20 protein-coding genes and 1 riboswitch are annotated in these 24,426 nt (G+C 61.6%); of the genes, 12 read left to right on the forward strand and 8 right to left on the reverse strand.

Going from position 1 to position 24,426, the window contains the following annotated elements:
- Window positions 1-542, forward strand: a 542-nt coding sequence (locus JWR14_RS33050; RefSeq protein WP_299717854.1) for a glycosyltransferase, incomplete at its 5' end; no start/stop codon positions are given.
- Between the two features lie 49 nt (window positions 543-591).
- Here the strand turns inward: JWR14_RS33050 and JWR14_RS33055 are convergent.
- Together JWR14_RS33055 and hpnA are read right to left on the reverse strand one after the other, a co-directional pair.
- Window positions 592-1,092 carry a hypothetical protein gene (locus JWR14_RS33055; protein ID WP_299717856.1) on the reverse strand — a complete coding sequence of 167 codons (501 nt, stop codon included), beginning with the start codon at window positions 1,090-1,092 and terminating at the stop codon, window positions 592-594.
- Window positions 1,093-1,249: 157 nt separating this feature from the next.
- Window positions 1,250-2,272 carry a hopanoid-associated sugar epimerase gene (hpnA, locus tag JWR14_RS33060; RefSeq protein ID WP_299717858.1) on the reverse strand — a complete coding sequence of 341 codons (1,023 nt, stop codon included), beginning with the start codon at window positions 2,270-2,272 and terminating at the stop codon, window positions 1,250-1,252.
- A 209-nt stretch (window positions 2,273-2,481) separates the two neighbouring features.
- Between hpnA and JWR14_RS33065 the strand changes: the two genes are divergently transcribed.
- The 5 genes from JWR14_RS33065 (at window position 2,482) to JWR14_RS33085 (ending at window position 8,810) form a co-directional block, all read left to right on the forward strand.
- Window positions 2,482-5,661 carry a response regulator gene (locus JWR14_RS33065; protein ID WP_299717913.1) on the forward strand — a complete coding sequence of 1,060 codons (3,180 nt, stop codon included), beginning with the start codon at window positions 2,482-2,484 and terminating at the stop codon, window positions 5,659-5,661.
- A gap of 12 nt (window positions 5,662-5,673) precedes the next feature.
- Window positions 5,674-6,516 carry a CheR family methyltransferase gene (locus JWR14_RS33070; RefSeq protein WP_299717860.1) on the forward strand — a complete coding sequence of 281 codons (843 nt, stop codon included), beginning with the start codon at window positions 5,674-5,676 and terminating at the stop codon, window positions 6,514-6,516.
- 2 nt (window positions 6,517-6,518) lie between these two features.
- Window positions 6,519-7,127: a chemotaxis protein CheB gene (locus JWR14_RS33075; RefSeq protein ID WP_299717862.1), complete on the forward strand. Its 609-nt coding sequence runs from the start codon at window positions 6,519-6,521 to the stop codon at window positions 7,125-7,127.
- Window positions 7,128-7,159: 32 nt separating this feature from the next.
- The gene (locus JWR14_RS33080; protein WP_299717864.1) at window positions 7,160-8,341 is read left to right on the forward strand and encodes a hybrid sensor histidine kinase/response regulator; all 1,182 of its coding nucleotides are present in this window, start codon (window positions 7,160-7,162) and stop codon (window positions 8,339-8,341) included.
- 172 nt (window positions 8,342-8,513) lie between these two features.
- The gene (locus tag JWR14_RS33085; RefSeq protein WP_031362405.1) at window positions 8,514-8,810 is read left to right on the forward strand and encodes an acylphosphatase; all 297 of its coding nucleotides are present in this window, start codon (window positions 8,514-8,516) and stop codon (window positions 8,808-8,810) included.
- Between the two features lie 281 nt (window positions 8,811-9,091).
- Here JWR14_RS33085 and egtD read toward each other — a convergent pair whose 3' ends face one another.
- Window positions 9,092-10,072 carry an L-histidine N(alpha)-methyltransferase gene (gene egtD, locus JWR14_RS33090; RefSeq protein WP_299717867.1) on the reverse strand — a complete coding sequence of 327 codons (981 nt, stop codon included), beginning with the start codon at window positions 10,070-10,072 and terminating at the stop codon, window positions 9,092-9,094.
- 588 nt (window positions 10,073-10,660) lie between these two features.
- Between egtD and JWR14_RS33095 the strand changes: the two genes are divergently transcribed.
- On the forward strand, window positions 10,661-12,940 hold the full coding sequence (locus JWR14_RS33095; protein WP_299717869.1) for a response regulator: 2,280 nt from the start codon (window positions 10,661-10,663) through the stop codon (window positions 12,938-12,940).
- Here JWR14_RS33095 and JWR14_RS33100 read toward each other — a convergent pair.
- On the reverse strand, window positions 12,927-14,228 hold the full coding sequence (locus tag JWR14_RS33100; protein ID WP_299717915.1) for an ATP-binding protein: 1,302 nt from the start codon (window positions 14,226-14,228) through the stop codon (window positions 12,927-12,929). The genes JWR14_RS33095 and JWR14_RS33100 overlap by 14 nt on opposite strands.
- 140 nt (window positions 14,229-14,368) lie before the next feature.
- Window positions 14,369-15,154 (reverse strand): response regulator, encoded by a 786-nt coding sequence (locus tag JWR14_RS33105; protein WP_299717871.1) that lies wholly within the window; start codon window positions 15,152-15,154, stop codon window positions 14,369-14,371.
- A 247-nt stretch (window positions 15,155-15,401) separates the two neighbouring features.
- Here JWR14_RS33105 and JWR14_RS33110 point away from each other — a divergent pair, with 247 nt between their 5' ends.
- The 4 genes from JWR14_RS33110 (at window position 15,402) to JWR14_RS33125 (ending at window position 19,639) form a co-directional block, all read left to right on the forward strand.
- Window positions 15,402-16,151: a response regulator gene (locus tag JWR14_RS33110; protein WP_299717917.1), complete on the forward strand. Its 750-nt coding sequence runs from the start codon at window positions 15,402-15,404 to the stop codon at window positions 16,149-16,151.
- A 154-nt stretch (window positions 16,152-16,305) separates the two neighbouring features.
- Window positions 16,306-16,650 carry a hypothetical protein gene (locus tag JWR14_RS33115; RefSeq protein WP_299717873.1) on the forward strand — a complete coding sequence of 115 codons (345 nt, stop codon included), beginning with the start codon at window positions 16,306-16,308 and terminating at the stop codon, window positions 16,648-16,650.
- 275 nt (window positions 16,651-16,925) lie between these two features.
- On the forward strand, window positions 16,926-17,288 hold the full coding sequence (locus JWR14_RS33120; RefSeq protein ID WP_299717875.1) for a hypothetical protein: 363 nt from the start codon (window positions 16,926-16,928) through the stop codon (window positions 17,286-17,288).
- Between the two features lie 239 nt (window positions 17,289-17,527).
- Window positions 17,528-19,639, forward strand: coding sequence for a hybrid sensor histidine kinase/response regulator (locus JWR14_RS33125; RefSeq protein WP_299717919.1), 2,112 nt, complete (start codon window positions 17,528-17,530; stop codon window positions 19,637-19,639).
- A 20-nt stretch (window positions 19,640-19,659) separates the two neighbouring features.
- Here the strand turns inward: JWR14_RS33125 and JWR14_RS33130 are convergent, their stop codons facing one another.
- The 3 genes from JWR14_RS33130 to JWR14_RS33140 all read right to left on the reverse strand — a co-directional run bounded on the left by JWR14_RS33130 (window position 19,660) and on the right by JWR14_RS33140 (window position 22,688).
- The gene (locus tag JWR14_RS33130; protein ID WP_299717877.1) at window positions 19,660-20,121 is read right to left on the reverse strand and encodes a hypothetical protein; all 462 of its coding nucleotides are present in this window, start codon (window positions 20,119-20,121) and stop codon (window positions 19,660-19,662) included.
- A 270-nt stretch (window positions 20,122-20,391) separates the two neighbouring features.
- Window positions 20,392-21,009 (reverse strand): lytic transglycosylase domain-containing protein, encoded by a 618-nt coding sequence (locus JWR14_RS33135; RefSeq protein WP_299717879.1) that lies wholly within the window; start codon window positions 21,007-21,009, stop codon window positions 20,392-20,394.
- 110 nt (window positions 21,010-21,119) lie between these two features.
- The gene (locus tag JWR14_RS33140) at window positions 21,120-22,688 is read right to left on the reverse strand and encodes a diguanylate cyclase (RefSeq protein WP_299717881.1); all 1,569 of its coding nucleotides are present in this window, start codon (window positions 22,686-22,688) and stop codon (window positions 21,120-21,122) included.
- Between the two features lie 340 nt (window positions 22,689-23,028).
- Window positions 23,029-23,190: riboswitch (yybP-ykoY riboswitch) on the forward strand.
- A gap of 41 nt (window positions 23,191-23,231) precedes the next feature.
- Between JWR14_RS33140 and mntP the strand changes: the two genes are divergently transcribed.
- Window positions 23,232-23,801 carry a manganese efflux pump MntP gene (gene mntP, locus JWR14_RS33145; protein WP_299717883.1) on the forward strand — a complete coding sequence of 190 codons (570 nt, stop codon included), beginning with the start codon at window positions 23,232-23,234 and terminating at the stop codon, window positions 23,799-23,801.
- Window positions 23,802-24,426: the final 625 nt, after the last annotated feature.

Genomic DNA, 24,426 nt, shown 5'->3' on the forward strand with positions numbered 1-24,426 from the left:
GCACGGCGGCGGCCGCCGGCGGTTGCATGATGGTGCGGCGCGCGGCGCTGGTGGAGGCGGGCGGCATGGAATCGATTCGTGGCGAACTGATCGACGATTGCAGCCTCGCTTCGCGCATCAAGTTTCGTAATGGCGTGAACGCAGCGCGGCCGATCCGTCTGGATCTTGCCGCCGATAGTGAATCGCTGCGGCCTTACGATGACTGGCGCGAAATCTGGAACATGATCGCGCGCACGGCGTTCACGCAGTTGCGCTATTCGGCGGTGCTGCTGGTCGGAACGGTGCTGGCAATGTGCGTGATCTATCTCGCGCCGCCGGTGGTTGCGTTGACGCTGGGTGCAAAGGGCTGGCCGGCATGGCTCGCCTGGATCGCGATGTGTTGCGCCTATGCACCCATGTTGCGCTACTACGGCCGCTCCATAGTCTGGGCGCCGCTATTGCCGGTGATCGCGCTGTTTTATGTCAGCGCAACCGTTGGTTCGGCCATACGGTTCTGGCGCGGGAAAGGCGGGCAGTGGAAGGCGCGGGTCCAGGCGCCTTGAGCGAAAGTGACGATGAACCGTAAGGGCAGCTTCACCCATACGGTTCAACTCACCGCTTTGTCAGCAGCGCATACATCTCGATGATCGTATCGGGCGAGAAAGAGAACGGCACCCAGCCGTGTCCGGTATGGCGCAGCACCAACAAACGGTCACCGTTCGCATAACGTTGCGTGGCCATCACCGGGTTTTTCGTCGCGACAAATTTCCAGCCATTCGGCAGGCCGCTCGGTTGTTCGACGTCCATCGAAGCGCGCGCGTTCGATAATTCCTCGATCAACTCCGATACCCCTTCGGGGCTCAACGGCACGGTCACGCCGTTAATTGTCATCGCGATGAGGTTTTTTTCAGGGCGCGAAACGTTCAGCGTGGGCTTTTCGTAAGCCACGGGCGGTCGTTCTTCAACCGCCGGTTCAACAGCGGCGTCACCAACAGAAGACGCAGAAGAAACAGAAGCAGTGGAAGAGTCGGGAGAAGCCGGAATAGAAGCGGCGGCGAGAATCAGCTCATCGAGGCTTGATTCCAGCGCGCCGAGCTGGTCGGTTAAGTTCATGCGTTGTTTGCCTTGCTAGCCTTGCATCGAACCTGCGATTTTAACTGCTGCGTACCGCGCAACGTCTCCACACGTTGTAACAAAATGCGTGTGCGACGCTAAAAATGTCATCAAAACAACAGGCACTGCGCGGTGCACGTCATCGCTTCATTTCGCTTCATCGTTTCAGATAGCCATTCGCGCGAAACCAGTCCAGCGCGTGACTCAGGCCTTCGCCATACGGCCGTGCCTTGTACCCCAGTTCCCGTTCCGCTTTCGCTGACGTGAAGTACATCTTGTTCTTCGACATCCTCAAGCCATCGACAGTAACAAACGGCTCCTTGCCGCTGAACTTGGCATAAAGCTCCGCGCCGATTGCAAGCGGATACAGCGGGCCGCGCGGCAGCTTGATGGTCGGCGGCTTGCGTCCGGCGAGGCCGGCGATGTCCGCCAGCATCTGCTGCAGCGACAAATTCTCGCCGCCGAGAATATAGCGCTCGCCGATCACCCCGCGCGCAAGCGCCAGCAAATGGCCGTTCGCCACGTCGTCAACATGGACGAGGTTCAGGCCGGTATCGACGAAAGCGGGGATCTTGCCCGTCGCCGCTTCCACGATGATTCGCCCGGTCGGCGTCGGCTTGACGTCGCGCGGACCGATTGGCGTGGACGGGTTCACGATCACCGCCGGCAAGCCGTCGTTTGCGACCATACGCTCGACCGCGCGCTCCGCCAGCACCTTGCTGCGTTTGTACGCGCCAATGGTCTGATGGGCCTGAGCAGGCTTGGTTTCATCGACGATATCGCCCGCCGGACTCACCTTCAGCGTCGCGACGCTGCTCGTGTAGACGATCCGCTCGACGCCCTCGGCCAGCGCTGCGCGCATGGTCGCCTCGGTGCCTTCCAGGTTCGCGCGCTCGATTTCGCCCGGATCGCGTGCCCAGATGCGGTAGTCGGCGGCAACGTGGAGCAAGTAGCGCACGCCCTTCATTGCAGCCCGCATGGAGGTTTCATCGCGCATGTCGCCGATCACGACTTCAGCGTCGAGACCTTCGAGGTTCTGCCGGGAACTGGTCTTGCGTATGACTACGCGAACATCAAAACCTTGGCTCCGCGCGATGCGCGCCACCGCCGATCCGACGAATCCGGATGCGCCGGTGACAAGCACGCGTCCACGGGCGAACCCACTTAACGGGTCAGTCATTTTTGCCTCTTTTTGTCTTGCAAAGGTAACAGTTGCGCGTCTTCCGAAGCGTCTCTATTCGCCGCCAGCCCATATGTGACAAGGGCTTGCGGCTCGTGCTATGGTCCGGTGCTACTTAAGTTCACCGTCACCAAAATTTAAAGAAAAGTCTTTAGCCAATGTTCATAGACAGTCGAAATCGATCCGTGTGGCTCTACTTCGCGATCGCGATGTTGCTCCTGATCGTCTTTGCGGTCGACTGGCTCACGCCGCTGCGTGTGGCCATCTGGGTGTTCTACATGCTGCCGGTCGCGCTGTGCATGTGGGTCGACCGGCCCAACATGCCGTTCATCACCGCCGGCGTGGCCTCCGTGCTCATGTTCACGGGTTATATCCTCACCAACGCCGACGCGCTCACCGGCCCGATCGCGCTGCAAATCAATCGCGTGATCGGCGTGATCGTGATGTTCGTGCTTGCCGGCGTGGGGCATCTCTATATCAAAACGCGGCTGAACCTGCAACGCAGCGCATGGCTCAAGCAGGGCGAAGTCCAGATCGGCTTGCAGATGCGCGGCGATCTTGTCCCTGCTGCCGTTGGCGACGGCATTCTTCGCTCGCTCGTGCCGTACGTCGGGGCGCATGTCGCCGTGTTGTATAGCCGTGAAGGCAATGCGCTCGAGCGCATCGCGGCGTGGGCGCTGCCTGCCGAAAGCGACGTGCCGCAGCGGATCGCGCGGGGCCAGGGACTGCTCGGGCAAGTGCTCGACGAGAAGCGGGTGATCGAGGTCAGGGGTGCGGGATCGGGCTTCCTGAGGGTGGGCTCGGCGCTGGCATCGGCGCCTGCGAGCCACTGCGTGATCGCCCCCATGATGGCCGATGGCGACGTGATCGGCGTGCTGGAGGTAGGTTTTATCGGCGATGAAAACGCGGTGGACGATACCCGCGAGTTGCTCGAAAACGCCGCTGAAGCGATGGGCATGGCGCTGCGCTCGGCGCAGTATCGCTCGCGGATGGTGGAGTTGCTGGAGGAAACGCAGCGTCAGAGCGAGGAATTGCAGGTTCAGCAGGAAGAGTTGCGGGTATCGAATGAAGAGCTCGAGGAGCGCGGCCGCGCGTTGATGGAAACGCAGGCGCGGCTCGAAACGCAGCAGGCCGAGCTCGAGCAGACGAACGTGCATCTCGAGGAATACACGCAGCACCTCGAACGGCAGAAAACGGAACTGGTGCGCGCGCAGAAGGAACTGGAATCGAACGCGTTGGCGTTGGAGCGCGCGAGCCAGTACAAGTCCGAATTCCTCGCGAACATGTCGCACGAGTTGCGCACGCCGCTGAACAGTTCGCTGATTCTCGCGAAGCTTTTGCAGGACAACAAGCACGGCAATCTCTCCGACGAACAGGTGCGTTACGCCGCGACCATTCATTCGTCGAACAGCGATTTGCTGTCGCTCATCAACGACATCCTGGATTTGTCGAAGGTCGAAGCGGGGCAGATGGACGTGCAGTTCGCGCCTGTTGCTATCGACGGGATGTTGCAGTCGTTGCGGCAATCTTTCGCACCGATCGCCGACTCGAAGCGCCTGACGTTCGTGACGGAGCGCGCGGAAGGCGTGCCGGAGTATTTCGTCACTGATAACCAGCGGCTTCAGCAAGTCCTGCGCAACTTGTTGTCGAACGCGTTCAAGTTCACCGAGCAGGGTCAGGTGACCGTTTCGGCGCACAAGGCGGACAACAATGAAAACGCGTTGCGTTTCGATGTGCGCGATACGGGCATCGGCATTGCGCGCGACAAGCAGGACCTCATTTTCCAGGCGTTCCAGCAAGCCGATGGCACAACCAGCCGCAAGTACGGCGGCAGCGGACTGGGTTTGTCGATATCGCGGGAATTCTCGCGGTTGCTCGGCGGTTCAGTGAGTGTTTCGAGCGAGCCGGGCAGGGGCAGCGTGTTTTCGGTCACGCTGCCGCTGGCTGTTCGTGAAGGCACGGTAACCGCGAAGCTCGATGTGATCGGGCATATGAGCGAGCCGGAGACTGCCGCGGCAAACGATGCGCCGACGAATACGGCTATGGCCGCTGCCGCGAACGACAGCGCCGCCCTCGTGCAGAACCACGCGCCCGCGCATCTCGTGGCAATGGCATCGGCTTCTTCTCCTGAGCCGTCGTCCTGGCGCGCGCCGACTGCGAACTTCCCGGCGCCGCAACCCATAGCCGATGACCGCGCCAACCGCAAGCGCCCGGACCGCGTGATCCTCGCGATTGAAGACGACTTGCGTTTCGCGCACATCCTGCACGACCTCGCGCATGAACTCGAATTCGACTTCGTGCATGCGACAACCGCGTCGCAAGGCGTCGAACTGGCCCGCACCTTGCAGCCCAACGGCATCCTGCTCGACGTGGGCTTGCCCGACCAGTCGGGCCTGACCGTGCTCGAATGGCTCAAGCATGATCCGCTCACAAGGCACATTCCGATTCACATCGTCTCATCGACGGATCATGCCGATGTCGCGCTGCATCTCGGCGCGATCGGCTACACGCTCAAACCAAGCGCACGCGACACGCTGGCCGGCGCGATCCGCAAGCTCGAAGCGCGCTCGGCGCAAGGCACGCGGCGCGTGCTGGTGGTCGAGGACGACCCCGTGCTGCGCCAGAGCATCCACGCACTGCTCAAGAGCGCGACGGTCGAGATCGTGGAAGCCGGGACGATTGCAGCGGCGCTCGAGCAGATGAACCGCGTCACCTTCGATTGCATCGTGATGGACCTGGCCTTGCCGGATGGTTCAGGTTATGACTTGCTGGAACGGGTATCGACGTCGCAGGAGCATGCGTCGCCGCCGGTGATCGTGTACACGGGGCGCGTGTTGTCGCCGGACGAGGAGCAACGCCTGCGTCGTTATTCCAAGTCGATCATCATCAAGGGCGCGAAGTCGCCGGAACGGCTGGTGGACGAAGTGACGTTGTTCCTGCATAGCGTCGAGAGCGCGTTGCCGCCCGAGCAGCAACGCATGCTGCGCGCGGCGCGCCAGCGCGACGACGTGTTCGAGGGCCGCACGATCCTGCTGGCCGAAGACGACGTGCGCAATATCTTCGCGCTGTCGCACGTGATCGAGCCCTTGGGGGCGAAGCTGGAAATCGCGCGTAATGGCCGCGAGGCGCTCGATTCGCTTGCCCGCCATCCGCAGATCGATCTCGTGCTGATGGACATCATGATGCCGGAAATGGACGGGCTCACCGCCATGACCGAGATCCGCAAGAACCCCGAGCATGCGCGGCTGCCGATCATCGCGCTGACCGCCAAAGCGATGGCGAGTGATCGCCAGAAGTGCCTGGAAGCAGGGGCGGACGACTATATTTCGAAGCCGATCGACGTCGACAAGCTGGTGTCGCTGTGTCGAGTCTGGTTGCGCCAACGATAGCCAGGATTCGTCATGCCACATCGAACCCTGAAGAACACGGAAGAAGCGGTCTTCGACATCGAGTTGAAGCTGTTGCTCGAAGCCGTTTATCTGAAGTATCAGCACGACTTCCGTCATTACTCCGTGAGTTCGCTGCGCCGGCGCCTGACGCAGGCGCTGCACGATCTGGGCTATGCGACGCTGTCGCAATTGCAGGAGCGCATTCTCCGGGACGCCACGTTGTTCTCGCGCTTGTTCCAGTACCTGACGGTGCAGGTCAGCGAGATGTTCCGCGACCCGCCGTATTTCCGCGCCATTCGCGAGCAGGTCGTGCCGATCCTGCAGACGTATCCATCCATCAAGGTGTGGGTGGCGGGCTGCAGCAGCGGTGAGGAATTGTGGTCGCTCGCGATTCTGTTCGCCGAAGAGAACATTGCGGACCGTACGGTTTTGTACGCCACCGATATCAACGCTGACGCCTTGCGCCAGGCCGAGAATGGCATTTACCCGCTGGATCGGCTGGCAAGTTTCAGCCAGAATTATCTGGCGGCGGGTGGCAAACGCTCGCTCTCCGACTACTACCACGCAGCTTATGGCGCGGCGAAATTTTCGCAGACTCTCAAGTCGCGCGTGGTCTTCGCCGATCACAGCCTCGCCACCGACAGCGTGTTTCTCGAAGCGCATCTCGTGTCTTGCCGCAACGTGCTGATCTATTTCGACCGTGCGTTGCAGGACCGCGCGCTGGGCCTGTTCAGCGACTCGCTGGTACGGCGCGGATTTCTTGGGCTGGGCAGCAAAGAGAGCCTGCGGTTCTCAAAACACGCAGGCAGTTTCGCCGATTTCGATGCGCGCGAGCGTTTGTATCAAAAGGTCTAGCGATGACACCATCGATCGATTATCTCGATGCAATCGAAGCCGTTGTGATTGGGGCATCGGCGGGAGGCGTCGAGGCGTTGAATCACGTTCTGCCTGCGCTGCCGGCCAATTTTCGCCCTGCCGTGCTGGTGGTCGTGCATGTCAGGAGCGACCCGCCCAGCTTGCTGCCCGCGCTGTTTGCCGCGCGTTGCAAACTGCCGGTCGTTGAGCCTGACGACAAGCACGAGATCACCGGCGGCACGATCTATGTGGCGCCGCCGGGGTATCACATGCTGGTCGAGCCTGACTGCACGATCTCCCTTTCCGTCGATCCGCCCGTGAGGTTTTCGAGGCCATCGGTGGATGTTTTGTTTGAATCGGCGGCGCTATGTTTTGCCGATACGCTGCTCGGCGTCGTGCTGTCCGGTGCCAACGACGACGGTGCGCGCGGGCTGGTTGCGATCTCGTGGGCAGGCGGGCGCTGCTGGGCGCAGGACCCGGATACCGCGGTGGCCAACGCCATGCCGCTTGGCGCCATCGCGCGCGGCGGCGTGCACGACATTCTTACGCTCGACGTCATGGCCGCACGCTTGGGCGCCATGGTGGCGAACCCGCGCCGCCAACGCGATTGACCTGGAGCTGACACGCTAATGGAACTCCGCTAATGGAACACATCAGGCAACTTGCCAGGCAGTCGCTCAGGCCGCCCATTTACGTCCTGATCGTCGACGATGTGCAGAACAACATCACTGCGCTGGAAGCTTCGCTCGCGCGGCCGGACATCTCGGTGCTTGCGGCAGGATCGGGGCCGGCCGCGCTCGAACTGTTGCTCAAGCATGAAGTCGCGCTCGCCATTCTCGATGTCAACATGCCTGGCATGGATGGCTTCGAACTGGCCGAACTCATGCGCGGCAGTCCGCGTACCGCGCATGTGCCGATCATCTTCCTGACCGCGACCGCGCAGGACACCGGGCGCACGTTTCGCGGCTATGAAGCGGGCGCGGTGGACTTCCTGTACAAGCCGTATGACTCGCGGATCCTGAATTCGAAGGTGGATGTGTTCATCCAGATCGAGAAGCAGAAGCAGCAGCTCGCCACGCAACTGGCGACCGTGCAGCAACTTCTCGACGCCAACGAAATGCTCATGGCTGTGCTCGGCCATGATCTGCGTACGCCGCTGTCGGCGGTGATTGCATCGGCGGAATATCTTGCGCGGTTCGTGCCGGATGAGAACGTCGCGAATATCGGCACGCGCATCAAGAGCAGCGGCATGCGGATGGTGCGTATGGTCGACCAGTTGCTCAATCTCGCCCGGCTGCGTGGCGGGCGTGTGACGCTGCAGCCGCGGGCAGTGGAGTTGATGACGCTGGCGAAGAATATCGTTGAAGAATACGAAGCCCGGGTGGGTAAAGGCCGCATCTTCATTTTCCGCGATGGCGATACGCTGTTGCAGGGCGATGGCGATCTGTTGTCGCAGGTGTTTTCCAATTTGATCGGCAACGCGCTGACTCATGGGCGTGACGGTTCGGCCATTCAGGTGCGTCTGAACGGCGACGCTGCCGACGATGTCCTGATCAGCGTGCAAAACGCGGGCGAGATTCCCGTCGATGTATTGCCGACCATTTTTGCGCCGTATCGGTCGGGGCGGCCGCAGCAGGAAACGGGCGGGCTTGGACTTGGGCTCTACATCACGCGCGAGATAGCGCTGATGCATGGCGGGCGCGTGGAAGTACGCTCTGACGCGGAGAGCGGCACGGTATTCGAAGTGACGTTGCCGCGCGAAGCGGTGGCGCGGCGCGGGAGTAGCGACACGGCCGAGGGTGCACAGCCGTTCCGGCTGAGGTGAGGGCGCAACAATGCTTTGGTCGTGATTTCGTGCTGGATGATCTCGGTAATCCCATGCGCACTGCCGGTTTTGCCGGTCTTGTCTAAAATGCGGCCTGATGGCGTTCGCCGGGGTGTGCCTTCGGCACCCATCTGGCGGCGTGGCGAATCAGCACTAATCGGGAGAAGCAAACATGCCGAGTCCAGACCTGGATATTCGAATAGAGACGTATTACGTGCACGTAAAGGGGTTGGTGCAAGGGGTGGGATTCCGTCATGCGACAGTGCGCCGGGCGCATGCGCTGGGTGTTCGCGGCTGGGTGGCCAACCTGGAGGACGGATCGGTTGAAGCCATGATCCAGGGACCGGCGAATCAAGTCGACCTGATGCTCGAATGGCTGCGCAGAGGGCCGCCGCATGCGCGCGTCACGGATCTGGTCAGTGAGGAGCGGTATATCGAGAAGCGGTTTGAGCGGTTTGAGCAGCACTGAAAGGGTGAGCGACGCATGCCGGCGGCAAATGCGTCGCACGGTGCGATGGACTCAATCGCCTTGGCAGCGTGCTTTCGCCGCTTGCTTACTAATGAGTCGCTTACCCAATCGGAATCCACCGGGCGATTGGCCGTCCATTGTGACAAACCTCAGCTCGCGCTTGAATCGAATCGTCGAGGCAAAACGTCGGATTAAAAACGGCAGCGCCACGGGGATTCAAACAACCCCCGGGGCGCTGCCTTCAATTCCCGCCGCACATCCATCACGAGTAATGAATCTCGTTACCTTGCCACCAGCAAGCTCTCGGCAAATCCCCATTCGTCGTCCAGCCACTGCTTCGTAAATTCGAATCCCGCATCCGCAGCCAATGGCCCCACCTCCCCGGGGAGATACTTATGGCTGCTCTCGGTCCAGATCGTCTCACCCTGAAGGAATTCCACGGTCAATCCCGCCGCGCGAATAGTTGCCCTCACCGGACGCTTCGCACGCAAATGCATTTCCACGCTGCGAGCGTCGGGATTGAAGCGCGCAAGATGCTCGAACGCGTCCAGCGGAATGTCCGCATCCAGTTCGCGATTGATCCGCGCAAGCAGATTCAGGTTAAACGCAGCCGTTACGCCAATTGGATCGTCATATGCCGGAATCAGCACATCGAGCGGCTTGAGCAAATCCATCCCGAGCAACAACGAATCGCCCGGTTTGAGCATGCCGCGAATCGATTTCAAAAACCGCGTGGCTGCCAGCCGCGCAAAATTTCCGATCGTGCTGCCGAGAAACAGCACGAGTAACACTTCGCCGTCCTTCCGGTTGGCACTGACTTCCGCCAGCCCCGCCAGATAATCGCGCTCGTAGCCCACGATTGAAATCCGTTCGATATCGCCCAACTCCCGCCGGCACAATTGCAACGCGGTAGGCGAAATTTCGATTGGACAGTATTCGGTCGGCCGCTTCTTGCACAGCGCCTCCAGGATTCGCCGCGTCTTCCGGCCGCTGCCGCTGCCGAGCTCAGCAACGGTCACATTGCGCGGCAACGCGGCCACGATATCGGCGGCATGCGCGTTCAATACGCGCTCTTCAGCACGCGTCACGCCGTATTCCGGCAACGCGGTGATGACTTCGAACAAGGCGGAGCCAACCTCGTCATACAAATACATCGATGGCAATTCTTTTTGCGGCGCGTGCGTGAGGCCTTCGTGGACGGCTGCGGCAAACGGGGAGGAAAAGCGTGGCGATTGAACGGCCTGCGTCGTGGCTTGAGGCATGAGGCGTCTCCATCTTGCCGTGGCGCAGCGCGCCCGGCGGGTTATCCATGACGAGAATTACGCGCGTCGAAAAACACTTGACGAGAATGGGTCGATCTGCGATCCGGCGTGACGGCCGTGACAGGCGCCGCGCAACCGGGGAGCGAAGTCTTTGGGTGAGCAAGAAGCGCGCACGGCGACTCCATTTCCTGATTCAAGGACGTGCATTGTCACGGTGGTCGTGATGTTTGAACGGCCCGACCCCCGTCCTTTCATGCCCTGTCCGGCCAGCAAATTTCGCGTGGTAATGGACTGTACCGGTGTCTTCGATATCACGCTGAACCCATCCGGGAACAGGCTAGTACGCAATAGCTACGCAATAACTACCCGTCGCCGGGTTGCTTTTTACACGCTTCGTGTGAACGCCGCGGGGCAGTGCCCGCATGAAGCGGGCGCTGCATAAGCCTCAGCCGTGCGTGCAGTCCAGTGTGGCCCCATTCTCCCGCACTGGCGCAATGCTTGCTTTCTATTCCCGATCACGTCGCAGCGCATCGACTTGAAAAAACGCCTCGCGCTGTCCTCGCCGTTCTCTCTCCAGTGCCCGGATTCATGACCGACTCAGCTAGTCCCGATCCCGTGATCGCACGTCTCGACGACACGGGTGCGTACAGTATTCCGGCGCCGGTCCAGCAGCCCGACCCAGTGGCACCTGCCGACAAGCCGTTCGGTTTTCATGGCGCCATACCGGCCGCTCCCGAGCCGGAAAGCGTGCCAGCTACTGATGGTCAGTCCGACGACAAACCAGCCTTTACGCTCGATTCCGGCGGTTTTTTCCTCAGTGTGCTGAACGGCAGCACGGATTGCATCAAGATCCTGCGGGTCGACGGTACGCTCGAATTCATGAATGCCAACGGCATCTGCCTGATGGAAATCGATGACTTCGCGCCGCTCAAGGGCGAGTCGTGGGCGTCGCTGTGGCCCGAAGAATCGCGGCCTCTGCTGATCGAAGCGATGGATAGCGCCCGGCAAGGCCGTCATTCGCGCTTCGAAGCGCTTTGCCCGACTGCGAAAGGCACGCCGAAATACTGGGACATCTCGGTGTCGCCGGTGACTGGACCGGGCGGAGTGGAATGGTTGGTGTCGATTTCCCGCGATATCACCGAGCGCGTGCTCGGCGTACGTTCGCTCGATGCCGCGCTGCAAGAGCAAAAGCGTTTGAGCGAGGCATTGGAGACGCATCGGGAGACGCTGGAGGAGCGGATTGAAGAGGCGTCCAGGGCGTTGCGAGCGATTGAGGCGGAGCAGCGCGAAACGGCGGCTGCGCTGGCGCAATCGCAGAAAATGGAAGCCGTCGGCAAGCTCACCGGTGGTGTAGCTCACGATTTCAACAATGTGCTGCAGGTGATTGGCGGAAACCTGCAACTCGCCGTGCAGGAATCGAACGGCAACGAAGCCCTGACGCGGCGCCTCACCTGCGCACATGAAGCGGTCGAGCGCGGCGCGAAGCTCGCGTCGCAATTACTGGCGTTCGCGCGCCGGCAACCGCTTGAACCGGTGGCGCTCGATATTTCGCGGCTGCTGCGCAGTTCCGACGACATGCTGCGCCGCGCGCTCGGCGAAACCATCGAGCTGGAAACGGTGGTGTCGGGCGGGCTTTGGAACACGCTTGCCGACCCGAATCATTTGCAGAACGTGATCGTGAACCTGGCGATCAACGCACGTGATGCGATGGACGGCTCGGGCCGCCTGACCATAGAGGCGGGCAACGCGATGCTCGACGACGAGTACACGCGCCATCACGACGATCTGGCGAGCGGCCAGTACGTCATGGTTGCCGTCTCCGACACGGGTTGCGGCATGACGCCGGAAACTCTCGCGCGCGCTTTCGAGCCTTTCTATACGACCAAGCCCGAAGGCCGCGGCACGGGCCTGGGCCTGAGCATGGCGTACGGTTTCATGAAGCAGACCGGTGGCCATATCAAGCTCTATAGCGAGCCGGGCCACGGTACGACGGTCAAGCTTTATCTGCCGCGATCGATGGAAGATGAGGCCGTGCGCGTGGAAGCCGCGAACGATCCGGTCACGGGCGGCACGGAAACGATCCTGGTGGTCGAGGACGACGCGAACGTTCGCGCGACCGCCGTGGACATGCTGACCCAGCTGGGTTACCAGGTGCTGAAAGCCGTGGATGCCCAGAGCGCGCTGAGTGTGCTCGAGAGTGGCGTGCACGTCGATTTGCTGTTCAGCGATGTCGTGATGCCGGGACCCATGCGCAGCGTCGAACTGGCTCGGCGCGCGAAGGACATGCTGCCGGCGCTGGAGGTGCTGTTTACGTCGGGATATACCGAAAACGCGATCGTGCACGGTGGCCGGCTTGATCCGGGCGTGGCGTTGATCAGCAAGCCGTATCGGCGGGATGCGCTCGCCCGCAAGGTGCGCTGGATGTTCCGCACACGGGTGTATGAGGCACCCGATATGCCGGACGCGCCGGACCCAGCGCTTCAGCCTCAGCCTCAGTCCCAGCCTCAGCCTCAGCCGCTGCGCGTCCTGATCGTAGAGGACGACGCCAACACCCGCGAAGCGACGCGCGAGCTGCTCGAGTTGCTCGACGCGAAAGTGCTGGCGGTGGACAGTGCGCAGGCCGCGCTAGACGTGATCGCGCAGCAATTATTCGATGTCCTGCTCACCGATGTCCGCATGCCCGGCATGTCGGGCCTTGACCTCGCGCGCGCGATGAAGCGCGTGCAGCCGCGCGTGCGTGTGGTGCTGGCATCGGGTTACGGCACGAGTCTTTTGGCTGAGCTTGGCGATGAGTTGAGCGGCGCGACACTACTGCCGAAGCCATTCAACTTCGATGAACTCGAACAGGCGGTGTTCAGGAAGCCATGACGGCTTCGGGCACGCTCGCGGTGTGTAAAGCCGCGCCGCAACCCGCGCGGACAGGTTCGGCCATCGGAATGACAATCCGCACGCTGAGGCCGCCGTCTGCAGCGTTGCCGATATCGCAGCGGCCGCCGAGTTCCTGCGCGAGGCGTCCTACGATGGCGAGTCCCAGTCCGCAATGACCATCGCCCGCGCGTGCCGGATCGAGGCGGACAAACGGCTTGCGGGCATCGTCCAGACGCTCGGGCGGGATACCATCGCCGTAGTCACGCACCGTGATGAACCACTCGTCATTGCGCTTGCCCGTAGTGATGTCGACGGGCGGAGCGCCGTGTTCCAGCGCGTTATCGACCAGATTGGTCACGAGCCTATCCAGCAAGGTACGCGGCAACTGAAACGCATTGCCGGCGCCTAGGTCGAGGCGGAACAGCGGGGTGTCTCCGGCTTCGTCTTGCGCAAACTGCTCCGCAAGAAAATCGTCGACGTTGATAGCCGGTCCGCTCGTCGGTACGTTGGCGGCAAACTCCAGGAACTGCTGCACGATTCGCGTCAAGGAGTCGATGTCGCCAATGAAATGTGCGCGCTCGGCGTCGTCCTGCACCAGCACGCTCGCCCGCAATTTCAGGCGCGTGAGCGGCGCTTTCAGGTCGTGTGCGATGCCGGCGAGCATGACGGCTTTCTCATCGTCGGCGTCGTTGATCCGCCGCATCATCTGGTTGAATGCGCGGATCAGGTCGCGCAGCTCACGCGGTCCACGCTCGTCTACCGGGACCGGCCGCTCGCCCGCGCCGAACTGACGCGCGCCTTGCGCCACGCGCGACAACGGCCGCTGCAATTGCCACGCCGCGACCAGCGAAAGGATCACGGCGGCCAGCAACATTCCCACCGATTCAATCATGATGGGCGGCGCGGGCGGCAAGTCGACCGGCGTCACGATCCAGTTCGGACTGTTCGGATAACGCACCCAGAGACGCTGCGCGTGTTTGGGGCCATCGACGGCGAGTCGCGTCCCCGGCGGCAACACGTTCCGCAATTCACGCAACAAATGCACGACGGGACCGTTGTCGGGCTCGCGCAACGTGATGCCTTCCGGCAGGTTCGAGGACAACACCAGTTGCACGCTTAACGCGGGCGCGAGCCGCACGCCCTGGCGCGCGTCGTCATTGGCTGCGGCGAGTACCAGCATCAGGCCACGTGCATAACCTTCCGCGTCGTGATGCGGGCGCTGCACGGTGAGCACCGCGAACCAGCAGGCCTGCACGGCAAACAGCACGACCAGCGAAATGAGCGCCATGCGCCCGAACAGCGTGTTGAACGGATTGCCACGACCTGACCGGTTGCGGCTCCAGACGCGAGCCGCCCCGGCACGACCTGAGCCAATGCGGACGCGTTGGTTGCTGCGCGACTCGTGACCCCGCGCCGTGCCGAAGAGTCTCATACCGTTGACGCGCGATCAGGCGTGGAGGGTGCCGGCATGGCCGGCGCCGATTGCTCCGCCGAGTTCGTGTTGCGCGCGCCGTCGGGATCGGGAATAAACACATAACCCTGGCCGCGCACCGTCTGCACATGACGCGGGCTGGCAGGATCTTCCTCAATAATCCTGCGCAAGCGCCAGATTGGCACGTCGAGGCTGCGGTCGCTGAAGGTGCTGTCGTCGCGATGCACGAGATCGTGGATCAGCACTCGAGACAACACTTTGTACGGATGCCGTACGAGCACCTTGAGCAACGCGAATTCGCTGTCGCGCAGCGGAATGCGCTCGTTGTCGCTCACCAGCGCACGCGTGACGAAGTCCAGCTCGAAGCGGCCGAAACGTTCGCTCGCACGGGCTTCCGGCCGCCCCGTTGATGCGGGCGCGCGCCGCCGCAATACCGTGTCTATGCGGGCGAGCAGTTCGCGCGGATCGAAGGGTTTGGAGAGGTAATCGTCCGCGCCGAGTTCCAGCCCTTCCACCTTGTCCGTCACGCTGTCGCGCGCGGTGACGAAGATCACAGGGATGTCGTCACCGGCGGCACGCACCTGGCGAAGCGCAGCGATGCCGTCCATGTTCGGCATCATGATGTCGAGCACCACGATGGACGGACGTGCATATTCCAGCCGCCGGCGCAGGTCGGTGCCATCGTGGAGGACGGAAACGTCGAGTCCGCGCGCTTTCAGGAAGCGGCTGAGGAGGTCGCATACCGCGAGGTCGTCGTCGACGATCAATACAGAGGTAGTCATGGTGAAATTTTAGCTGGCATCGTAAAACTACGGTTTTTCATCTACTCAAAGATGGTTACCGATTCTTACCCGAAACTGCCGCAAAAATGACCGGGCAAAGCGGCTTGAAGAGCCCGCATGCGTTGACCCGGGCGGCTAAGCGCGTTGATCAGATGATTTGATCACTCGCTTGCCGTGCAATTCGATGAAAGAAGCGGAAAGGAATCGGTGTCGCGAAAAGGCGCTTTGGCGTCTTAGAATGAATCGCATGACCCATCATGTCCTTCTCGTCGACGACGACCCCGTAGTGCGCGACCTCGTTCGCGAATATCTGCAAGGCAACGGCCTGGCAGTCTCGGTGCTGCACGACGGTACAGGCCTTAAACGTCGTCTTGACGTCGAGCGGCCATCCATTGTTGTGCTCGACGTGATGATGCCCGAGCAGGATGGCATCAGTGCGTTGCGCGAACTGCGTGCGGCCGGGGACGACATCCCGGTGATTTTCCTGACAGCGCGTTCGGATGTAATCGATCGCGTGATTGGCCTGGAACTGGGTGCCGACGATTACCTGGCCAAACCCTTCGATCCACGCGAATTGCTTGCGCGCATCCGCACGGTATTGAGACGTCGCGATGCGGCGTCGCCTGGTGCGCCGGAGGACCGGCCACCTTACCGCTTTGGGCCCTACGAAGTCGATTTCGCCGCTCGCGAGCTGCGTCACAACGGTGAACGTGTGCCATTGCGTTCCGGCGAATTCGCGACGCTGAAGATCTTCGTGAAAAACGAGATGGTCGTGCTCACGCGCGCGCAGTTGAACGAGAAGCTGCGCGGTCAGGCGGGAACATATAGGGATCGCAGCCTGGACGTGTCCATATGGAGGCTGAGGCGCTTGCTGGAAGCCGATCCATCTGACCCGCGCTATGTCCAGACGGTCTGGGGACAGGGCTACATCTTCGTGCCACACGGCGAGACCGGCGCGGTGGAACGTGCTCTCCGCCGGGCATCGACCGAAGCGTGATGGACGCGCGGATTTTCCGAGATCTTTGCGGGTAGCAAACGGCAAGTGAAGATGTATCCGCTGAAATGATCCGTTACCAACTGCATCAGTTATTTCTTCTGTACCCGCATAAGATCAGTTCCATAGTCCCGACCACGGGATCTGGAGAACTCAAATGAAACGCGTAGCAGCAGTGTTGGTGTTGGCCGGAAGTCTTGCCGTGTCAGGTCAGGCATCCGCACACGGGGGTGGCGGGAACGGTGGCGCGGTTGTTGGCGCACTGCTGGGCGGCGCGGTGATTGGTGCGCTGGTGGGATCCGCCGTGGCTCAGCCGACGTACGCGCAGCCTGTCTACGCGCAGCCGGTGTATCAGCCGGTCTACGCGCAACCTGTTTATGCAGAGCCGGTCTACGCCCAGCCGGGCCCGCCGCCGGGATACTGCTTCGACAACTATCGCCGTGCTTATGTACCGTGCGGCCCGCAACCGCAGGCAGGTTATTACCAGCAACAAGGCTGGTAAGACCGAACTACCTCGCAATGACAAAACCGGGCTGACAAGCCCGGTTTTTTATTTTGCGGGATCAGAATCGATCGGCGTGATGAGCAAAAGCTGGTCAAAAGCTAGGCCAAGGTCACAAGTACTGCTGGCACGCGATCCTCGAAACGCCCGTCAGGAAAGCGTTACCGCCTATCGAACAGCCGCTTGTGCGGCATGCCCCTTGCACTAGCTTGAGAGCGAGCGTTGCGACAAAAGTCCTGCGCAACGCACTCAACGGTATTTCCAAGGAGGCTGGAATGAAACACATATCCAAGAAGATTTTGGTATCTGCGCTGGTACTGGGTCTGTCGGGCGGTGCGGGCAGTGTTTACGCGCAGGCCGGCGGGGGAGGCGGTGCGGGTGGTGGATCAGGAGGCGGTTCAGCGGGCGGGGGATCGGCTGGCGGTGCGGGCGTGGGAGGCGGCGGTGGAATGGGCGGAGCCAATGCTGGCGGCTCCAACGGGGCAGGAATGAGCAGTGCGCCCGGGGGCAATGCAGTGGGTGGCGGGATGGGAACAGGCACAGGTGCCACGCCTAACATGAAGAGCAATGGTTCCAGCGCAAATAGCAACTCGACGACATCGCCAAATGGTAGTGGGACAATGTCGAAGCCGCAGTAAAGGGGTTGGGTGTCTCGCTTGTCTTAGGTCTGGTGCTCTTGGATTCTGCTGGTTGTCAGCTGTTGCTTGCTAGCTGCTGGCAGAATCCAAGTGCGCGAATTGATTTACCCCGTGACCTACCCCGTGACCAACCCCGGCGCGAGCGAGCCCAACCTTGGAGCTCTGACGCTTTGCACTCTTCGGATTCCGCCGGACTTGACTTGCCATTGCCGTTGCGCAATTTCGCCGCGACCCGGCGAATGCTGCTGGTCGTGCTGGCGGCATCGATCCTTTTTCCGGTCGTGTTCCTGCTTGGCTACGGTTATTACGATTACCAGCGCCGCATGACCGAATCCAACGATATCGCCGACCGCGTCGCGCGTGTCGCCGACGAACAAGCCGTCAAGGTGCTCGACCTCAACCGCGAGATCTCAACGCGTATTGTGGAAATGCTCGCCGATAGCGACGACGCCCAGATCACCGCGAATCAGAAAGCCATCCATGACCGCCTGAGCGTAATAGGCGAATCGTTTGACCAGGTCGCGGGCATCACCATCTTTGGCGTGAAAGGCGAAATGCTCGCCAGCAACCGCTTTTTCCCCGTGCCAACCGTCTCGATCGCCAACCGAGACGACTTCACCTCGGCTCGCGCTATCCGTCCGGATCCCTATTTTTCGCTGCCGCTCCTCAGCAGCATCCAGCAAGACGATGTATTTACGACCAGTGTCGGCCGTAGCCTGAACGACGGCCGTTTTGCGGGCGTCGTGTCGATCGCGCTCAAACGCGATTATTTCGCAGGCTTCTATCGCGATCTGTCGAATGGTGAACCGGGCATGAGCGTCGGCTTGTTCCGGCGCGACGGCGGCATTCTTGTGCGCGAGCCGCCGAGCCGCCCCGGCATCACACACGCTCGGGACGCGGCGTTCACCGGCGCCATGCGCAACAACGAGCTGTTCGGCCGCATTCGGATCCGCTCAAGCATTGATGGCGTGGAGCGAGTCGTGGCGTTTCGCCGAGCAGGTGACTACCCGCTCTACGTGACGAGCGCTATTCCGACCGCTGCGATTTTCGCGGAGTGGCGGCAGCACTACTCGCTGATAGCCGTGATTACGGCGGCGCCGTGCGTCGCAGTCTGGCTGCTTGTGCTGTTTTCGTTGCGCCAGCTGCGAGCGCAACAGGCCGCATGGGAGCGTTGGCGGGCGGAGGTCGCCATGCGGCTCTCGGCCGAGGCATCCAGCCGGCAATTGCGGCGCATGGGCGCGCTCGGCAATCTGGTGGCCAATGTGGCGCACGATTTCAATAACTTGCTGATGGTGGTGTCGGCGAATATGGAACTCGCGCGGCGCAAGAATTTCAATGGACTTGAACGGGAAGTCCTCGCAGTGGAGCGCGCAACCGCCGGCGCTGAAGCGCTCGCAAGACGCTTGCTCAGCGTCGCGCGCAAGCAGCCTCTCAAGCAGGAGCCGATCGACCTCGCTGTCTGGCTGCCCGCGGCGACCGGGCTGATCGAAACGGCCGCTGGCGAGAAGGTCCAGGTGAAAGTGCAGGTGTCGCCGGACATGTGGCAGGTTCGCGCGGACGCTACCGAGCTTGAGTTTGCGATCATCAATATTGCTGTAAATGCCCGCGATGCAATGCCTCGTGGCGGCCGTTTTGTAATCCGCAGCCAGAACGTTCGCGTGACGGCGGACAACGTGTTGCCCGACGGCGAATATGCCTTGCTGGCCTTCACCGACAGCGGCGAGGGCATGACGGAGTTGACCGCGCGGCGCGCATTCGAGCCGCTGTTCACGACCAAGCTGAGCGGCTCAGGAACGGGCCTGGGGTTGGCGCAAGTGCTGGCGGCAAGCGAGCAGGCGGGTGGTACCGCGCGCCTTGACAGCGTGCCGGGGCGCGGCACGACCGTGCGGCTTTATCTGCCCCGATACCACGCTCCGTCCGCCGCGACGGCGACTGCGCCGGACGACGCGCCCGTCACGCTGGATTCGCCGGATTCGCGGGACAACGCTGCGTCGGCGCCGCTACATCCTGGTTCGATCTTGCTGGTGGAAGACAACGAGGAAGTCGCGGCGGGCGTGGCGGCGGTACTCGCTACGTTTGGCTGCGACGTACGTCACGAACTCACCGCCGACAAAGCCTTCGACCTGCTCAGCGAAGGCAGTCGCTTCGACCTGGTGTTGTCGGATATACAAATGCCTGGCCGGCTTAACGGAATCGACCTGGCTGAGAAGGTGCGCGGCACCTGGCCCACGCAGCGGATCGCGTTGATGACCGGGTATGCCGACGAATTCGAGCGCGCACGCCACACCGGGGTGACCATTCTCGCGAAGCCATTCAATATCGACGAACTGCGCGAGCTGGTGCTGCGCTGACTCATTAACTCATTAACTCATTAACTCGTCGACGCTCTATTCGGGGCGAAAAAATCGCTGAGTACTTCCGAGATGCGCCACATGGGACAGGGACGGCGACAATGGCCGTCGTAACCTGCTTCCTGCAACACCGGGACCGGATCTTCCGGAAGGAAATTGCTGAATGCGAGAAGCAGTGTGCCGGCGTGGCTCGGGTTATCGCTGAGTTTGCGCACGAAACCGGCGTGCTCGCCGGTCGCGAGGCGGGTATCGATCATCAATGCCTGCGGATGCCAGTCTTCAATCAGAAGCGTTAGCGCGTCCACATCCTTTACGTGCTGCGCCGCCAGCCCTTTTAAACCAAGCAGCAGCACAAACGACCCGCCAATCATTGCGTCGCGATGCGCAATCACGACCCGCTGGTCAGGCATGTGCGTGGGCAGGCGCTTGGGATGCCATAAAGCGAACTGGTCCTGGTCCGCTTCGAAAGGGCGTCGTGTCACGGATTCCTCGAAAGTGAGGCGATCGGTTAGCCAACCAGTGACGCGTCGGGGAATCGAAAGCAGGCGGACGTGAAGTCAACCGTGTTCTGGCATGGCCGCGGGACGGCGACTTTACTATTCCTTGCTTCTTTAGCGCCCGTTGAAAACCAGGAGTGTCCTGTATGAGCGAAGCAAAAAACGGTCCGCGCTACGCGTGCGGGGGCACGCCGTGCGAATGAGAGGGTGTTGAGAGGGGGCGAACGGGTGGGAGGACTGCGGGTGAATCCGAAATCAGTCGCCGGCTGTTTGCGCGTCGGCGTCGGTGTCAGCAGCGGCGCCGGAGCCGAATTCCGGGGCGAATGCCTTGGCTCGCAGGCTGATCTTTTCCGCGTAGGCTTTCGAGCCGCCGTAGCTCTTCAAGGCCGCGCCCACGTCGCCGCGAGCGGACTGGACATAACCGTGGAGAATCGCCGATCCGGCTTCGATATTCGCCTTCGCTTCAGTCAGGTCGATGTTACGCACGAGTTGTTTGTGCGCCGCGGGCACGACCTGCATCAGCCCGGTTGCGCCATTGGAGCCGCGGGCCTTTTCCTTGAAACGGGATTCAACGGAGATGATGGCGAGGAGGAGGGCGGGAGGAAGCGAGTATTTCGATGCTGCCGACATGACCGCGGCTGAAATCTGCTCTGCTTTTGCGCGTGCGACACCAAACTTTTCGGAGATCAGCCGGGAGACCTGATGAGTGGCTTCGACGCTGGCGTCACTGGCCGCGGCATCTTGGTGGGCGGCCTCCGGAGCGCGTTCCTGGGCCACCGCGCCTTGCATCGGTCCTAGCGTTGCGCCAAGCGTCAGCGCAGCAAGCCAAAGAAGTCTGCTCATGGGAAGTGGCCTTGGGAGGGAAGGTCGCATTATACAGACGAGAAAAATCCTTGCAAATCATGTGTTTGCTTGGCCCGGGTAGCGGCTCTGGGCGCGTTCGGTCAGCAATTAGCAGACTCGTGGCGGACCTGTCGGCGTGCTCAGGAACTCGCTACCGGGGCCGCCGCGTGGGCGAGCGGCCGAACGCAGTCGCGCCCTGCGGCCTTCGCTTTGTAGAGCTGCTGGTCGGCGGCGCCGAGCAGCCCGTACGCGCCGGCGAGACCCGGCGGCGACGCCGTTGCGCAGCCTATGCTCACCGTTACCAAGCCGAGCGCGCTTGCTCGATGGGGGATCGCGCACGCTTGCACATGCTGGCGGATTGTTTCGGCAATATGCTGTGCGCCTTCCAGAGGTGTATCGGGCAGCAGCACGACGAATTCTTCGCCGCCGTAGCGCGCGGGGACATCGCCCGGACGGCGCACGGCCATGGAAATGCTGTGCGCGACGGTGGCAAGTGCATCGTCGCCGAGTGCGTGGCCGTAGGTGTCGTTGTAGGCCTTGAAATAATCGACATCGATGAATAACACCGACAAGGGCGTGCCCGCCCGGCGCCCGCGGCGCCATTCGTCGTCCATGCGTTCGTCGAAGGCGCGCCGGTTCGGCAGGCCGGTGAGCGCATCGGTGCCGGCCAGCCGGACGAGCTCCTCCTGTGCGCGGGCGCGTTCGCGCAGCGACAGCGCAAGCAGCCACGACACCGCGACGAAACTCAAGCCCGACAGCAGCGTCAGCGCGCCGACGATCCGGCTGCGTTCGCGCCACGGCTCCAGTACTTCGTCCTCGGCCGGGGCCACGACGGCGATGAACGGCGTCCCCGGCACGTGCGAGAACGTGTAGAGGCGGCGCACGCCATCGACCGGGGAGGTGGCCACGTACGATCCCGACGCGGCATTCACCATGCGCGAGAAGGTGGGCGAACTGGCGACGTTGCGCCCGATCACGTCATTGCGGAAAGGCTTGCGGGCGATCATCGTGCCGTCCTGATGGACGATGAAGATCGACCCCTTCGCGCCCACGTTGAGCTTGTCCAGCAGCGAGTTGAAATAGGCGACGTTCAGCGCGAGCAGCGCGATGCCGGCGAACGAGCCATCGGGTGCGTTGACGCGCCGGCTCAAGCCGATCGTCGGGGTGCCGCGCAAACGCGACGCAAACGGATGCGAGAAGAACAGGCCAATCGAGGGGCTGCGTTGCTGGGCGTAGAAATATTCGCGGTCGGCGAAAGAGCTCGTCGAAAAGGGGATGTCCTTGCTTACCGCCGTAACCTTGCCGTGCGCATCCAGCACGTAGGCGCCGGTGATGTAGGCCGCGGCGGTCGCACGGTCGAAGAGGATCTGGCGGCGCAGGGCCGGCGAGAGTCCCATCATGGCCGGATTCTGCGCGCCCTCGACCATCGCGTTGAGAGAGAGGTTGTAGATTTCGACATTGCGGGCGAGGTCGCTGCTCATGATCGCGACGAGATTTGCCGATGTTTCGTGGGCATGGTCGAGCACGCCCTGGCGCCCCTGATACAACGTAACGAGGGACAAGCTCGCCATCAGTACCGCCGCCACGGTACCGGCCACGCCCGCGAGCAGCGGATGGTGGGACAGCGTGCTCGCCATGCCGACAGCGGTCCAGCGCGACCGGATGCGGCGCTTTCTCAACACTGTGGCGGGCGGCGCGTCAGCGTTCATCGCGGGCAGCACGGGGCGCAGTGCTGCGCTGGGCGCGCACAGTCAGACGACGGCATGGATTTCGGGTTTGGCATCGTGCGGCAGATTGGATCGGGAGGCTAGCCACGTCCGGCTTGCTGGCCGCATTGTATCGGCTCGAACTTTCGTTTTCGCAATCGTTCTCGCTTTCGTTCTCGCGCGTTTCGCGCCGGCAGGATTAGCCGGGTTTGTTCGCTATGTGGAGCGGTGCCCACCCTTGATCCATGCTTGATCTGCGTATTTGAGATCACTGAAGCGGTTCGGAAGTGTCCCTGCGCGTTGCCGGGAGAATATTACAAATTCATTTCAATCGTGGTAGTCTCCCTCCGTCTTTGGGGAGTAGCCGGCTTCCATTTACTGGAAGCGCTCATGTCAACACGCTTGGTTCGATCGAACCGTGGCATGAGCAACCGTTCAGCTTTTGGTTGGCAAGACCATCGATGTGTCGGGGAGACCGGTCGGGCTCACCGCTGCATCGCATGTTCTCGCCCGACCTGAATGTCTTAACAAGAACCCCACCTTTCCATGAATATCGCTTCTACTCTCCTGCTCGCCTTCGCCATGTCGACGGACGCCTTTGCCGCTGCTGTTGGCAAGGGCGCCACGCTACATCGTCCGCGGATGCGCGAGGCGCTTCGTACCGGCCTGATCTTCGGCGTGATTGAAGCCATCACGCCGCTGGTCGGCTGGGCGCTTGGCAAGGCCGCCGCGCCGTATGTCGCCTCATGGGACCACTGGATCGCGTTCAGCCTGCTGCTCGTGCTCGGCGTACGCATGATCAACTCGGGCCTGCGCGCGCCCACGCCGGAAGTCGAGAAGCCCAACAGCCACGGTTTCTGGCTGCTGGCGCTCACCGGATTCGCGACGAGTATCGACGCGATGGCGGTGGGAGCGGGACTCGCTTTTATCGATGTGAACATTTTGTCGACGGCTGCGACCATCGGACTGGCGACGCTGATCATGGTGACCCTGGGCGTGATGGTCGGACGTTTTCTCGGCAAGGCTGTCGGCCAGAGGGCGGAGATGGCGGGCGGCGTGGTTCTTGTTGTTATTGGCTCGGTGATCCTGGCCGAGCATCTTGGCTATATGAGTTGAAATAGCGGATTACGGTTGGCATGCGGCAAGGCGCTCCTGCTTATATGTGGGGATTCTTGCCGCGACTGCGTTTGATGCCCTGGGAGAGCGGATGTTTGGCGGTCCGTGCCGGCAGCAGTGCAGCGAATGCGGATGCCAGGGTGAATGGCTTGTTGATCGTAGTGATCTTTATTATTCAATAAGGGATGCGAATTAGCTGTGCTTGAGAAAATCTGTCGTGCCTCGTCATGGCAGCATTCACATCCGCCGTCCCGCTAAGTCCGGAATAGCCTGAATTAGCCGCTAATTTATTTCATTGAGCTTACGTGTGCAGGGCTGCCAATTCAAAAAATCGATCCCTTAAGAATATGAATAACGACGCCTCGGCGCGCATCAAAACCATGCGTCAAAACTATTTCTACTCTGCTTAACGAATGGGGTTGACTTGATATTTAACGCGCGCCTAGAATTCGGGCATCGTCACAAACGGGGCTAATGCCTTGGACAGTTTTAGTAGTCGACCTTCGAAGTTTTTCTCTGCCTGACAGGCAGGACGTTTGCGCTTGATTCCCTAGCCACCGTCTTGCCAGCAGGCAGGCGGTGCGCGTCTCGGTAAATGCAGTAAATACCCTGTGCACCCTTGAAA

This window comes from Caballeronia sp., assembly GCF_028292365.1.
GTDB lineage: Bacteria > Pseudomonadota > Gammaproteobacteria > Burkholderiales > Burkholderiaceae > Caballeronia.

Excerpts from the sequence above, each read along its gene's own strand:
- JWR14_RS33135 (WP_299717879.1), bottom strand. The coding sequence starts at position 21,009 with ATGCGACCTTCCCTCCCAAGGCCACTTCCCATGAGCAGACTTCTTTGG.
- JWR14_RS33100 (WP_299717915.1), bottom strand. The coding sequence starts at position 14,228 with ATGGCGCTCATTTCGCTGGTCGTGCTGTTTGCCGTGCAGGCCTGCTGG.
- JWR14_RS33055 (WP_299717856.1), bottom strand. The coding sequence starts at position 1,092 with ATGAACTTAACCGACCAGCTCGGCGCGCTGGAATCAAGCCTCGATGAG.
- JWR14_RS33085 (WP_031362405.1), top strand. The coding sequence starts at position 8,514 with ATGCCGAGTCCAGACCTGGATATTCGAATAGAGACGTATTACGTGCAC.
- JWR14_RS33120 (WP_299717875.1), top strand. The coding sequence starts at position 16,926 with ATGAAACACATATCCAAGAAGATTTTGGTATCTGCGCTGGTACTGGGT.
- JWR14_RS33105 (WP_299717871.1), bottom strand. The coding sequence starts at position 15,154 with ATGACTACCTCTGTATTGATCGTCGACGACGACCTCGCGGTATGCGAC.
- JWR14_RS33095 (WP_299717869.1), top strand. The coding sequence starts at position 10,661 with ATGACCGACTCAGCTAGTCCCGATCCCGTGATCGCACGTCTCGACGAC.
- JWR14_RS33075 (WP_299717862.1), top strand. The coding sequence starts at position 6,519 with ATGACACCATCGATCGATTATCTCGATGCAATCGAAGCCGTTGTGATT.
- JWR14_RS33115 (WP_299717873.1), top strand. The coding sequence starts at position 16,306 with ATGAAACGCGTAGCAGCAGTGTTGGTGTTGGCCGGAAGTCTTGCCGTG.
- egtD (WP_299717867.1), bottom strand. The coding sequence starts at position 10,072 with ATGCCTCAAGCCACGACGCAGGCCGTTCAATCGCCACGCTTTTCCTCC.
- JWR14_RS33125 (WP_299717919.1), top strand. The coding sequence starts at position 17,528 with ATGCTGCTGGTCGTGCTGGCGGCATCGATCCTTTTTCCGGTCGTGTTC.
- mntP (WP_299717883.1), top strand. The coding sequence starts at position 23,232 with ATGAATATCGCTTCTACTCTCCTGCTCGCCTTCGCCATGTCGACGGAC.
- JWR14_RS33065 (WP_299717913.1), top strand. The coding sequence starts at position 2,482 with ATGTTGCTCCTGATCGTCTTTGCGGTCGACTGGCTCACGCCGCTGCGT.
- hpnA (WP_299717858.1), bottom strand. The coding sequence starts at position 2,272 with ATGACTGACCCGTTAAGTGGGTTCGCCCGTGGACGCGTGCTTGTCACC.
- JWR14_RS33080 (WP_299717864.1), top strand. The coding sequence starts at position 7,160 with ATGGAACACATCAGGCAACTTGCCAGGCAGTCGCTCAGGCCGCCCATT.
- JWR14_RS33070 (WP_299717860.1), top strand. The coding sequence starts at position 5,674 with ATGCCACATCGAACCCTGAAGAACACGGAAGAAGCGGTCTTCGACATC.
- JWR14_RS33110 (WP_299717917.1), top strand. The coding sequence starts at position 15,402 with ATGACCCATCATGTCCTTCTCGTCGACGACGACCCCGTAGTGCGCGAC.
- JWR14_RS33140 (WP_299717881.1), bottom strand. The coding sequence starts at position 22,688 with ATGAACGCTGACGCGCCGCCCGCCACAGTGTTGAGAAAGCGCCGCATC.